General features: G+C 63.7%; 12 protein-coding genes and 1 pseudogene. 6 read left to right on the top strand and 7 right to left on the bottom strand.

Features of this window, described 5'->3' with window-relative positions:
• A partial coding sequence (locus tag I8N66_RS14170) for a VOC family protein (RefSeq protein WP_291154569.1) occupies nucleotides 1-785 on the bottom strand: 785 nt, incomplete at its 3' end.
• 131 nt (nucleotides 786-916) lie between these two features.
• On the opposite strand from I8N66_RS14170, the gene I8N66_RS14165 reads away from it, so the two are divergent.
• On the top strand, nucleotides 917-1,396 hold the full coding sequence (locus I8N66_RS14165) for an Lrp/AsnC family transcriptional regulator (protein WP_065375464.1): 480 nt from the start codon (nucleotides 917-919) through the stop codon (nucleotides 1,394-1,396).
• Between the two features lie 40 nt (nucleotides 1,397-1,436).
• On the opposite strand, the pseudogene I8N66_RS14160 reads toward I8N66_RS14165, so the two are convergent.
• A pseudogene (locus I8N66_RS14160) lies at nucleotides 1,437-1,871 on the bottom strand (MarR family transcriptional regulator); the annotation flags it as partial.
• A 175-nt stretch (nucleotides 1,872-2,046) separates the two neighbouring features.
• On the opposite strand from I8N66_RS14160, the gene hmgA reads away from it, so the two are divergent.
• The 5 genes from hmgA to purU all read left to right on the top strand — a co-directional run bounded on the left by hmgA (nucleotide 2,047) and on the right by purU (nucleotide 7,098).
• The gene (hmgA, locus tag I8N66_RS14155) at nucleotides 2,047-3,414 is read left to right on the top strand and encodes a homogentisate 1,2-dioxygenase (protein ID WP_291154565.1); all 1,368 of its coding nucleotides are present in this window, start codon (nucleotides 2,047-2,049) and stop codon (nucleotides 3,412-3,414) included.
• Nucleotides 3,411-4,280, top strand: coding sequence for an MBL fold metallo-hydrolase (locus tag I8N66_RS14150; RefSeq protein WP_113535959.1), 870 nt, complete (start codon nucleotides 3,411-3,413; stop codon nucleotides 4,278-4,280). Before hmgA ends, I8N66_RS14150 begins: the two co-directional genes overlap by 4 nt.
• Before the next feature lie 55 nt (nucleotides 4,281-4,335).
• On the top strand, nucleotides 4,336-5,352 hold the full coding sequence (locus I8N66_RS14145; protein WP_291154563.1) for a fumarylacetoacetate hydrolase family protein: 1,017 nt from the start codon (nucleotides 4,336-4,338) through the stop codon (nucleotides 5,350-5,352).
• A gap of 14 nt (nucleotides 5,353-5,366) precedes the next feature.
• Entirely contained in the window at nucleotides 5,367-6,017 is a 651-nt protein-coding gene (maiA, locus tag I8N66_RS14140; RefSeq protein WP_291154561.1) for a maleylacetoacetate isomerase, read from the top strand.
• A 196-nt stretch (nucleotides 6,018-6,213) separates the two neighbouring features.
• The gene (gene purU / locus I8N66_RS14135; protein WP_223725679.1) at nucleotides 6,214-7,098 is read left to right on the top strand and encodes a formyltetrahydrofolate deformylase; all 885 of its coding nucleotides are present in this window, start codon (nucleotides 6,214-6,216) and stop codon (nucleotides 7,096-7,098) included.
• Nucleotides 7,099-7,199: 101 nt separating this feature from the next.
• Here purU and I8N66_RS14130 read toward each other — a convergent pair whose 3' ends face one another.
• From I8N66_RS14130 to I8N66_RS14110, 5 genes are all read right to left on the bottom strand, one after another.
• Entirely contained in the window at nucleotides 7,200-8,381 is a 1,182-nt protein-coding gene (locus I8N66_RS14130) for an acetyl-CoA C-acyltransferase (protein WP_113535963.1), read from the bottom strand.
• A 126-nt stretch (nucleotides 8,382-8,507) separates the two neighbouring features.
• Nucleotides 8,508-9,902 (bottom strand): dihydrolipoyl dehydrogenase, encoded by a 1,395-nt coding sequence (lpdA, locus tag I8N66_RS14125; RefSeq protein WP_113535964.1) that lies wholly within the window; start codon nucleotides 9,900-9,902, stop codon nucleotides 8,508-8,510.
• Nucleotides 9,903-9,909: 7 nt separating this feature from the next.
• The gene (locus I8N66_RS14120; protein WP_291154556.1) at nucleotides 9,910-11,208 is read right to left on the bottom strand and encodes a dihydrolipoamide acetyltransferase family protein; all 1,299 of its coding nucleotides are present in this window, start codon (nucleotides 11,206-11,208) and stop codon (nucleotides 9,910-9,912) included.
• A gap of 1 nt (nucleotide 11,209) precedes the next feature.
• Nucleotides 11,210-12,223 (bottom strand): alpha-ketoacid dehydrogenase subunit beta, encoded by a 1,014-nt coding sequence (locus tag I8N66_RS14115; RefSeq protein ID WP_043618552.1) that lies wholly within the window; start codon nucleotides 12,221-12,223, stop codon nucleotides 11,210-11,212.
• Between the two features lies 1 nt (nucleotide 12,224).
• Nucleotides 12,225-12,603, bottom strand: a 379-nt coding sequence (locus tag I8N66_RS14110; protein ID WP_291154553.1) for a thiamine pyrophosphate-dependent enzyme, incomplete at its 5' end; no start/stop codon positions are given.

Genomic DNA, 12,603 nt, shown 5'->3' with positions numbered 1-12,603 from the left:
TTGTCGGTGGCATCGTAGATGCCTTCGGTGCCGACGGCGATGTGCTGGATGCCTTCGCCCTTGTACTTGCGAAGATATTCCTCGATCTGGCTCGTGTCGTCCTTGGATTCGTTCAAGGGGATACGGATCTTGCCGCAGGGCGAGGTGATCGCACGGCTGACGAGGCCGGTGATGCGACCGTCGATGTCGAAGAAGTGGATCTGGGTGAAGTTGAACAGTTCGCGGTAGAAGGCCCACCACTTGTCCATATTGCCGCGATAGACGTTATGGGTCAGGTGGTCGAGATAATAGAAGCCGACGCCCTCGGGCTTCGGGTTGCGCTCGCCGGTCCACTCGAATTCGGCCTCATAGGCCGAGCCTTTGGCGCCGTACGTCTCGACGAAATAGAGCAGCGAACCGCCGATGCCGACGATCGCCGGTACGCCGAGACACTTGTCCGTGCCTTCGTAGGGGATCGCGCCCTTCGAGACCGCATGGTCGAAGGCGTGCTTGGCATCGACGACGCGCCAGGCCATCGACGGGGCGCAGGGGCCGTGCTCGTCGACGAAGCGCATGGCATGCGAGCCGGGCTCGGCGTTCAGGATGTAGTTGATGTCGCCCTGGCGCCAGACCGTGATGTTCTTGGTCTTGTGCTTGGCGACCGGGCTGTAGCCCATGCGGGTAAAGAGCTCGGCAAGCTTCTCCGGTTCCGGATGGGCGAATTCGACGAATTCGAATCCGTCGGTGCCGGCGGGGTTATCGGCGGTAATCGTTGCCGGCGGGGCATCATGCGGGAAGGGGCCCATCGGAAGTCTCCTCTTATTCTTCCAAACTTTGCCGGAGTATGACGCAATTTCCATGCACAATGCTTGTATTCTTGCGCGGTTTAGACAGAATGGCGCACGAAACATGCAATATTGCGTATTAGGATGCACGAATGGAGCAGCTTGACGGGTTCGATCTCAAGATCCTCAGCGAATTGCAGCGCGACGGGCATCTGACCAACAACGAACTGTCCGAACGCATCGCGCTTTCGCCATCACAATGCTCGCGGCGGCGCACCCGGCTCGAAGCGGAAGGCTATATCACCGGCTATCAGGCGCAGATCGACAGGCAGAAACTCGGCCTCGATCTGATGGTGGTGATCTCGGTGACGCTCGCCACCCACAATCGCGACAATGCCAAGCGGTTCGGCAAGCTGGTCTCCAGTCTGCCGGAGGTGCTGGAGGCCTATGCGCTGACGGGCGAGATGGACTACCACCTGCGCGTGGTGACGCCTGACCTCGCGGGGCTGTCGCGCTTCGTCAACGACGTGCTTTTGCCGCATGACAGCGTGCAGCATGTGAAGACGTCCATTGTGCTCGAAACCCTCAAGAGTTTCGAGGGCGTGCCGATCCCGGAGCGGATGAAGGGCTGAAGCGTGAATCGTCGGCCACAGAGTTGCTCCCAGCCCTACCCATGGCCGCTTCGACCGCTTCCAGACCAGTGGCGAGCGCCCGCATGCCGGCTGGGCCGATCAGCGTATCCAGCTCGGCCTGATAGCGGGCGGCAAGCTCCGTCAGCTCGCCATAGGCCCGGATGCCTGTCTTCGTCAGTTCCAGATGCTCGATGCGGCGGTCGCCCTCGTCTTCACGGCGAGTGAGCCAGCGGCGCTTTTCGAGCGCGGCGACGGCGCGGCTGACCTTGGTCTTGTGCATGGCCGAGTGGCCCCCGACTTCGGTTGCCGTCATCGGACGGCCAGTGCTGCCGAGGGCCGCGAGCGTGCGCCATTCCGGGCGGGTGAGCTGGTAGCGCGCCTTGTATTGGGCGGCAAAGCGCAATGCGACAAATTCCGCCGCGCGGTTCAGGCGATAGGGCAGGAAGGCATTGAGCTCGAAGCCATCGGCGGCCATTTTGGCGTCCTTGATAGTTACAAAATCGATAGTTACGATTGCAACTAATATGCCGAACGCGGCAATTTCGTCCACCTGGGAAAAGGTCGTCGCTGCGGTATTTGGGATTGCGCCGGACCTTTCGCAGGTCGCTTCGAGAACCCGAAGTGAGGCGCCATGAGGAGGAGGATCGACGATGCTGGACAAGGCAGGAAAACAGGCCGAGGCGCAGGTGAGGGCTGAGGAGGCGCTCAACTACATGCCCGGCTTCGGCAACGATTTTGAGACCGAAAGCCTTCCGGGTGCCCTGCCGCAGGGGCAGAACAGCCCGCAGAAATGCGCCTACGGGCTCTATGCCGAGCAGCTTTCCGGATCGCCCTTCACTGCCCCGCGCGGCACGAACGAGCGGTCCTGGCTCTACCGCATCCGCCCGAGCGTCCGTCACACCGGTCGCTTCAGCAAGATCGACTACCCGCACTGGAAGACGGCGCCGCATGTGGCCGAGCATTCGCTGGCGCTCGGCCAGTTGCGCTGGAACCCGCTGCCGGTGCCGGCGGAGAAACTGAATTTCCTTCAGGGCATCCGCACGATGACGACGGCGGGCGACGCGCCGACGCAGACCGGCATGGCGGCACATGCCTATGCCTTCAACGCCGACATGGTGGACGACTACTTCTTCAATGCGGACGGCGAGCTCTTGATCGTTCCGGAAACGGGCGCGATCCAGGTCTTCACCGAACTCGGCAAGATGAATGTGGAGCCCTCGGAGATCTGCATCGTGCCGCGCGGCACCATGTTCAAGGTGACACGGCGTGGTGAGGAGAAGGTCTGGCGCGGATACATCTGCGAAAATTACGGCGCCAAGTTTACGATGCCGGATCGCGGCCCGATCGGCGCCAACTGCCTTGCAAACCCGCGCGATTTCAAGACGCCGGTCGCCGCCTTCGAGGAGAAGGAAACGCCCTGCCGCGTGCATGTGAAATGGTGCGGCGGCTTCCACGTGACCGAGATCGGTCACTCGCCGCTCGACGTCGTCGCCTGGCATGGCAACTACGCGCCCTATAAATATGACCTCAAGACCTATTCGCCGGTCGGCGCCATTCTCTTCGACCATCCGGATCCGTCGATTTTCACGGTGCTGACGGCACCCTCTGGCGAGGAGGGCACGGCGAACATCGATTTCGTGATCTTCCCGCCGCGCTGGATGGTGGCGGAACACACCTTCCGGCCGCCCTGGTATCACCGCAACATCATGAGCGAATTCATGGGGCTGGTCTATGGCCGCTATGATGCCAAGGAGGAAGGCTTCGTGCCTGGCGGCATGAGCCTGCACAACATGATGCTGGCGCACGGGCCGGATGCATCAGGGTACGACAAGGCAACGAATAGCGAGTTGAAACCGGTGAAGCTCGACCATACGATGGCCTTCATGTTCGAGACCCGCTTCCCGCAGCAGCTGACCCGCTTCGCCGCCGAACTGGAGACGTTGCAGGACAACTACATTGACTGCTGGAGCGATCTCAAGAAGCGGTTCAACGGGACGCCGGAAGGCGATTGGTCTTGAGTTCACGCCTGGTTTTGCTCGGCAGCAAGGGTGGTCCGGCGATCCGGCCGGGCGGCCCGTGGCCGACATCGTCTCTGCTTCAAATCGGCGGCCGGACTGTTGTCGTCGATTGCGGTCTCGGCGTCACCCGCGGGCTGACCAATGCCAGTGTCGCGCTGAAGACGCTGGACCTGATCGTCATTACCCATCTGCATTCGGACCATGTGCTCGAGCTTGGGCCGCTCATTCACACGGCTTGGACCGCGGGGCTATCGCAGCCGGTGCGTGTCTTCGGCCCCGCCGGCACCCGCGCCTACTGGCAGGGCTTCCTGCAATCGATGGCCTTCGATATCGACATCCGCATCGTCGATGAGGGCCGGCCGGATCTGCGCGCGTTGGTCGAGGTCATAGAGTTCTCCGAAGGCGAAATCTTGTCGGAGAGTGGCCTGACGCTCTCGGCGCTGCGCGTCGACCATCCGCCGGTTACCGATTGTTTTGCGCTTCGGTTCGACCATGCGGAAGGTTCTGTCGTGTTCTCGTCCGATACCGCCTATTTCCCGCCGCTTGCCGATTTCGCCAAAGGGGCCGACATTCTCGTGCATGAGGCGATGCTTGCCGAAGGCGTCGACCGGCTGGTGGCGCGCACCGGCAATGGCGCACGGTTGAAGGAGCATCTGCTGGCGAGCCACAGCTTTGCCGGAGAAGCGGCCGCGATCGCAACGGCCGCGGGCGTCGGCCGGCTGGTGCTGCACCATCTGATCCCTGCCGACGATCCCGAGATTTCGGAAACGGACTGGATCGCGGCGACCCGCAAAAACTGGGCGGGCGCCTTGACGATCGCCGCCGACGGCCTTGTTGTGAAGATTGCGGACGATTCGTCCGTCTAAGCGCGGTTTCGTCCGAAACTGCGTGAACAATGAAAAGATTGAGAGGGAGGACTGCATGAAACTGGCGACACTCAAAGACAGTACGCGCGACGGAAAGCTCGTGGTCGTCTCTCGCGATCTTACCCGCTGCTCGGAAGTGGGGCACATCGCCCGCTCGCTGCAGGCAGCGCTCGACGATTGGGCGCATGCCGGTCCGCGGCTTGCGCGCGTGGCGGAGGGAATCGAGACCGGCTCGCAGCCGACGATCCGCTTTCACGAGCACGACGCCCTGTCGCCATTGCCACGCGCTTACCAATGGGCCGACGGTTCGGCCTACGTCAATCACGTCGAGCTGGTGCGCAAGGCCCGCAATGCCGAGATGCCTTCGAGCTTCTGGACCGATCCGCTGATGTACCAGGGCGGCTCCGACAGCTTCATCGCACCGCGCGATCCGATCCCGCTTGCCGACGAAAGCTGGGGCGTCGACATGGAGGGCGAGGTTGCCGTCATCGTCGACGATGTGCCGATGGCTGCAACGATCGAAGAGGCGCGGGCGGCAATTCGTTTCATCATGCTGGTCAACGACGTGTCCTTGCGCGGCCTGATCCCGGCCGAGCTCGCCAAGGGCTTCGGCTTCTTCCAGTCGAAGCCGTCGTCTGCCTTCTCGCCGGTCGCCGTTTCGCCGGATGAGCTGGGTGATGCCTGGGATGGCGGCAAGCTGCATCTGCCGCTTTGCGTCGACCTGAACGGCAAGCCCTTCGGCCGCGCCAATGCCGGCGTCGACATGACCTTCGATTTTGCGCAACTGGTTGCCCACGCGGCCAAGACCCGGCCGCTTTGCGTCGGCACGATCATCGGCTCGGGCACTGTTTCCAACAAGCTCGATGGCGGCCCGGGCAAGCCGGTTGCCGAGGGCGGTGCCGGTTACTCCTGCATCGCGGAAGTCCGGATGATCGAGACGATCGTCGGTGGCGCGCCGAAGACCCAGTTCCTCCGCGTCGGCGATGTCGTGCGCATCGAGATGAAGGACAAGGCCGGTCATTCGATCTTCGGCGCGATCGAGCAGACCGTGGAAGCCTACACCAAGGCCTGACCGCAGATAAAAAAATGGACAAAGGCATGAGCGAGACCGTCCTTTACGATTACTGGCGTTCGTCGGCGAGCTATCGGGTGCGCATCGCGCTCAACAGCCTCGGCGAAAGCTATCGTTCAGTGCCGGTCGACCTGCTTGCCAAGGCGCACAAGGCGCCGGAGCATCTGGCCCGCCACCCGCAGGGGCTCGTGCCTGCCCTCGACATCGATGGCGAGCGTTTCACGCAATCGCTCGCCATCATCGAATATCTTGCCGAGACGCGAGTGGCGTCCGGCTTCCTGCCGGTTGACGCCATCGGCCGTCAGCGGGTGCGCATGCTGTCCTATGCGGTTGCGATGGACATCCACCCGGTCTGCAATCTCGGCGTGGTTTCCTATGTCATGGCCAATGCGGAGGACGGCGAGGCGGCGCGGCGCAACTGGATGCGCAAGTTCATCGGCGAGGGGCTCGCTGCCTTCGAACGACTGCTCGATCATTCCGCGACCGGCCGTTTCTGTCATGGCGACAGCCCGACCATGGCGGATTTCTGCCTGGTGCCTCAGGTCTACAATGCCCGCCGCTGGGATGTGGATCTCAGCGCCTGCCCGCGGGTTGTGGCAATCGATCAGAATTGCGCGGAGATCGAGGCTTTCGCCCGCGCGCACCCGGACCGCACACCGCGCTAGAGCCGCGGGGCCTCCTGCCTGATCCTTTCTCCAGGCACCAGCGAGAGAACCCATATCGTGCCGCCGGCGCCGTCTGGCCAGTTCCGTCAAGCGAATGTCGCGAATGGATCGACGGCGGCGAAAAGGCCGCGCTAGTTTTTGTGTGACTGGCCGTATAAGGGGGGCCGGAAAAACCTCTGGAGCGAGAGACCTACCGATGAAAAGCTATGTGCTGAACGTCAGCTGCAAGACCACCCGTGGCATCGTCGCCGCCATCACCGGCTATCTCGCCGAAAAGGGCTGTTACATTTCAGACAGTTCGCAGTTCGATGACCTCGAAACCGGCCTGTTCTTCATGCGGCTTACCTTCATTAGCCAGGAAGGCGTGACGCTCGACGAGCTGAAGGCCGGCTTCGAACCGGTTGTCAAGCGCTTCGATATGAATGCTGAAATCCGCGACAGTGAAGAGCGCATGAAGGTGCTGCTGATGGTGTCGCGTTTCGGCCATTGCCTCAACGACCTGCTCTATCGCTGGAAGATCGGCGCGCTGCCGATCGACATCGTCGGCGTCGTCTCCAATCACTTCGACTACCAGAAGGTGGTCGTCAACCATGACATCCCCTTCTACTGCATCAAGGTGACGAAGGAGAACAAGCCGAAGGCCGAGGCCCAGCTGCTCGAGCTCGTCGACCAGACCGGCGCCGAACTGATCGTGCTTGCCCGCTACATGCAGGTCCTGTCGGATGCGCTCTGCAAGAAGATGTCGGGCCGGATCATCAACATCCACCACTCGTTCCTGCCGTCGTTCAAGGGCGCAAACCCCTACAAGCAGGCCTATGAGCGCGGCGTGAAGCTGATTGGTGCGACGGCGCACTACGTCACCGCAGACCTCGATGAAGGCCCGATCATCGAGCAGGACATTGCTCGCATCACCCACGCCCAGAGCGCGGAAGACTATGTGTCGATCGGCCGTGACGTTGAAAGCCAGGTGCTCGCCCGCGCCGTACACGCCCATATCCACAATCGCTGCTTCATCAACGGCAACCGCGTCGTCGTCTTCCCGCCGAGCCCGGGTTCCTACGCTTCCGAGCGCATGGGCTGAGGCGCGAGGCAAACTGCCTGCAAAAAACAGAGACGCCGCCGGTTCGACCGGCGGCGTTTTTCGTAGGTTGAAGCGCGAGGCGGCCGGAAGGCCGCGCTGCGCTATTGCAACAGCTCCAGCCCGACCGCCGTCGCCTCGCCGCCGCCAATGCAGAGCGAGGCAATGCCGCGCTTGACGCCCTTGGCGCGCATCGCGTGAAGCAGGGTCACGATGATGCGGGCGCCGGACGCACCGATCGGATGGCCGAGTGCGCAGGCGCCGCCATTGATGTTGACGATATCGTCTGACAGGCCGAGATCACGGATCGCCGCCATCGCCACCACGGCGAAGGCCTCGTTGATTTCGTAGAGGCCGACGCTGCCCTTCTCCCACGCGAGCTTGGCCATCAGCTTGTCGATCGCGCCGATCGGCGCGGTCGTGAACCAGGCCGGCTCCTGCGCATGGCCGGCATGGCCGGCGACGATCGCAAGCGGCGTCAGTCCGCGCCTTTCCGCTTCGCTGGCGCGCATCAGGATCAGCGCCGCTGCCCCGTCGGAGATTGACGACGAATTGGCTGCCGTCACGCTGCCGCCGTCGCGGAAGGCTGGTTTCAGCTTCGGGATCTTTGCCGGATCCGATTTGGTCGGCTGCTCGTCGCGATCGAGATTGGCGGTCTGTCGCTTTCCAGCGCCGCTGACCGCCACAGTCTCCTCGGCAAAGGAACCATCCTCGGCCGCCCGGTTGGCGCGATCGAGCGAGCGCAGTGCGAAGGCGTCCTGATCGGCGCGCGAGAACTGGTAATGTTCGGCCGTGTCCTCGGCATAGGTGCCCATCAGCCGGCCGGAATAGGCGTCTTCGAGGCCGTCGAGGAACATGTGGTCCTTGACCTCGCCATGCCCCAGGCGGAAGCCGCCGCGCGCCTTTGGCAGCAGATAGGGGGCGTTGGTCATCGACTCCATGCCACCGACCGCAAGCACCGACGCGCTGCCGGACAGGATGGCATCATGGCCAAGCATCAGCGCCTTCATGCCGGAGCCGCAGACCTTGGAGATGGTCGTCGACGGCGTTTCTTTGCCGAGGCCCGCGCCAAGGGCTGCCTGGCGCGCCGGGTTCTGGCCGATGCCGGCCGGCAGTACATTGCCCATCAGCACCTCGTCGACGGCATCAAGGCCAGCGCGATCGAGTGCTGCCTTCAGCGCGATGGCGCCGATTTCGGGCGCGGTCAGATCCTTGAGGCTGCCCTGAAAGGCGCCCATCGGGGTACGGGCTGCCGAAACGATGACGATCGGGTCAATTCTGTTCATGTCTTTCTCCCATACGGCAAAAGGCAATTGTTGAAGCGGGCGGGCGCCACATGTGTCCTTCTCCCCGCATGGCGGGGAGAAGGTGGCCGGCAGGCCGGATGAGGGGCCATTCTACAACGCGAGGCGTCAGATATGCAGTGCGTGCCCGAGCGCCTTCAGCGCCGACTCCTGGAAAGCTTCCGATTGCGTCGGATGCGCATGGATCGTGCCGGCGATGTCTTCGAGCCGCGCACCCATCTCGATCGCCAGGCTGAAGCTCGCCGACAGTTCCGAGACGCCATGGCCGACCGCCTGGATGCCGAGCACCAGATGGTTGTCGGCGCGGGCGACGATGCGGACAAAGCCGTCTTCGGCAAGTGTCGTCATAGCGCGGCCGTTCGCCTGGAAAGGGAACTGGCCGATCTTGATCTCGATGCCGCTGGCACGTGCCTCGTCGGGCGACAGGCCGGCGGTGACGATCTCCGGGTCGGTGAAGCAGACGGCGGGGATGCAGCGCTTGTCCCAGCTGCGCTTGTGGCCGGCGACGATTTCCGCGACCATTTCCCCTTGCGCCATGGCGCGGTGCGCCAGCATCGGCTCTCCGGTGACATCGCCGATCGCGTAGATGCCGCGCATCGAAGTGCGGCACTGGTCGTCGACGCGGATGAAACGGCCGGTGCGGTCGAGGTCGATTTCTTCCAGGCCGAAGCCTTCGGTCACCGGCTTTCGGCCGACGGTGACGAGCACCTTTTCGGCAGCGACATTGATGGCGCGGCCGTTGTGTTCGGCTTGCAAGCTGCCGGTCTCGGCGGAGTAAGACTTGGCGACCGTCTGGGTGAAGACTTCAATACCGAGTTCGCCAAGGCGTTTGCTGATCGGCTTCGTCAGATCGGCGTCGTAGAGTGGCAGGATACGCGGCTGCGCCTCCAGCACGGTGACATGGCTGCCAAGCTTGGCAAAGGCGGTGCCGAGTTCGAGGCCGATATAACCGCCGCCGATAACGGCGAGGCTCTTCGGCACGCTCTTCAGCGACAGGGCCTCGGTCGAGGAAATGATCGGCCCGCCGAAGGGCAGGTCCGGCAGCTCGACAGGCGCGGAACCGGTGGCAATCACGATCGCTTCGGCGCGGATGCGCTGCAGCCCGGTTTCGGTTTCGACATCGACGGTCTTGCCATCGATGAAGCGGGCCGCGCCGACGACTGCTTTGACACCGGCCTTCTTCAGGAGGCCGATCACCCCGCCGTTAAGCCGACCGACGATACCGTCCTTCCAGGCGATGGTATGGGCGAGATCGATCGAGGGGTTGGCAAGCGACAGGCCGAGCGGGCTGCGGCCGGAAGCGGCCGCGCGCAGCTTGTGAAACTCTTCGGCCGCGTGGATCAGGGCCTTGGAGGGAATGCAGCCGACATTGAGGCAGGTGCCGCCGGCCTTGGCCTTTTCGACGATGACGGTGTCGATGCCGAGCTGGCCGGCGCGGATGGCTGCGATGTAACCGCCGGGGCCGGCGCCGATCACGAGCAGCTTGCAGGAGATTTCCTTCATGATCGCCTCAGGCCTCCACGAAAATAAGCGCCGGCGTTTCGAGCAGGGTCTTCAGCCGCTGCACGAACACGGCCGCATCCCAGCCGTCAACGACGCGGTGATCGAAGCTCGAGGACAGGTTCATGATCTTGCGCGGCACGAACTGCGTGCCGTCCCAGACCGGGCGGATCGCGAGCTTGTTGACGCCGACGATCGCCACTTCCGGATGGTTGATGACGGGCGTGGAGGCGATGCCGCCGAGTGCGCCGAGCGACGAGATGGTGATGGTCGATCCGGTGAGCTCGTCGCGGGTGGCCGTGCCGGTGCGGGCCGCTTCCGCCAGGCGGTTGAGTTCGTTGGCGCAATCCCAGATACCGCGTGCCTCGGCATGGCGCACGACCGGAACGGTAAGACCTGCCGGCGTCTGCGTGGCGATGCCGATATGGACGGCGTGATGGCGATGGATGATGCCGGGACCGTCATCGAAAATCGCGTTGACGGCCGGCTGCTCGGCAATGGTGCGTACCAGCGCGCGCATCAGGTAGGGCAGGATCGTCAGCTTCGGCTGGTCCGGCTTGCGGTCGCGGTTCATGGTCGCGCGCAAGTCTTCCACCGCGGTCATGTCGACTTCCTCCACATAGGTGATGTGGGGAATGCGCGAGGTCGAAAGCGACATCTTCTCGGCGATGCGGCGGCGCAGGCCGGTCACCTTGATTTCGTCGACGGCGGTCTTGCGCTGCAGGCCTGCGGGCGCCAGCGCCGGCTGGGCGCCGCGGGCGATGAACTGGTCGAGATCGTCATGGGTGATGCGACCGGCCGGGCCGGTACCAGTCACCTGGCGGAGATCGACGCCGCTTTCCTTGGCGCGCAGACGCACGGCCGGCGAGGCCAATGCCTTCTCCAGCCGTTCGCCGGCGGCATGTGCGCCGTTGGCATGGACACCGTTCACGGCCGGTGCCTTGGCTTCGACCTTGGAGGGCTGGGCTGGCTTGGCAACGGGCACGGGCGCCTCAACCTTTGCCGCCGACTTTTCATCCGCCTTGGCGTTCGGCTTTTCTTCCGCGGGAGCAGTCGCCCCGCCTTCGCCTGATACCTCGATGCGCACGAGCGGCGCCTTCACCGCGACGGTATCGCCCACCTCTGCGCCGAGCCAGAGCACCGTGCCGGTGACGGGCGAGGGGATTTCGACGGTCGCCTTGTCGGTCATCACGGCCGCGAGCACCATGTCCTCGCGCACGGGATCGCCGGGCTTCACATGCCATTCGACGAGTTCGGCCTCGGCCACACCTTCGCCGACATCGGGCATCTTGATTACGAATTCGCCCATGTCAGGCCTCCATCACTTCGACGAGCGCGCGTCCGACGCGCGCGGGGCCGGGGAAATAGTCCCATTCCTGGGCGTGCGGGTAGGGCGTGTCCCAGCCGGCGACGCGAACGACGGGTGCTTCGAGATGGTAGAAACAATGCTCCTGGACGAGGGAAGCCACTTCGCCGCCAAACCCCGATGTCAGCGTCGCCTCGTGCACGACGACGCAGCGCCCTGTCTTTTCCACCGACTTGACGATGGTATCGAGATCGAGCGGCAACAGGCTGCGCAGATCGATCACCTCGGCGTCGATGCCGGTTTCCTCGGCTGCCGCGAGCGCTACATGTACCATGGTGCCATAGGCGACGACTGTGACGGCAGAACCCTCTCGGCGGACTTCCGCCTTGCCGATCGGGACCGTGTAGTGGCCTTCCGGCACCTCGCCGAGATCGTGTTTCGACCAAGGAATGACCGGCCGATCATGATGGCCGTCGAACGGGCCGTTATAGAGCCGCTTCGGCTCCAGGAACATGACCGGATCCGGATCTTCGATCGAGGCGATCAACAGGCCCTTGGCGTCATAGGGATTGGAGGGCACGACGACTTTCAGGCCGCAGACATGGGTAAACAGCGCTTCCGGGCTCTGGCTATGCGTCTGGCCGCCGAAGATGCCGCCGCCGGTCGGCATGCGCAGCACGATCGGGCAGGTGAAATCGCCGTTGGACCGGTAGCGGATGCGGGCGGCTTCCTGGGTAATCTGGTCGTAGGCCGGGTACATGTAGTCGGCGAACTGGATCTCGACGCAGGGCTTCAGGCCATAGGCGGCCATGCCGATTGCCGTGCCGACGATGCCGCTTTCGCTGATCGGCGCGTCGAAACAGCGGGTCTTGCCGTATTTCGCCTGGAGGCCTTGCGTGCAGCGGAAGACGCCGCCGAAATAGCCGACGTCCTCGCCGAAGACGACGACATTGTCGTCGCGCTCCATGGACACGTCCATGGCGCTGCGCACGGCTTCGATCATTGTCATTCTGGCCATATCAGTAACCTGCCTTCTGCCGCTGGCGGCGAATGTGCGGCGGCATCTCGGCATAGACGCCCTCGAAGATATCGCGCACCGAGGGCTTGCCGCCGGCATGCAGCGTGCCGTGGCCTTCGGCCTGTTTCTGTGCCTGGATCACTTCGTCGAGGATCTCGGCTTCCGCCTGGGTGTGGCGCTCTTCCGACCATGCGCCGCGCAGGATCAGGTGCTTCTTCAACCGTAGGACCGGATCGCCGAGCGGCCAGGCCTCCGATTCCGTTTTCGGGCGGTAGGCGCTCGGATCGTCGGAGGTCGAATGGGCGCCGACGCGGTAGGTGACGTATTCGATCAGCGTCGGGCCGAGGTTGCGACGGGCGCGCTCGGCCGCCCATTTGGCA

Source organism: Ensifer sp. SSB1 (genome assembly GCF_016652895.1).
GTDB lineage: Bacteria > Pseudomonadota > Alphaproteobacteria > Rhizobiales > Rhizobiaceae > Ensifer.
Note: the sequence above shows the minus strand (reverse complement) of the source record. Positions and strands in the feature narration are given on the sequence as shown.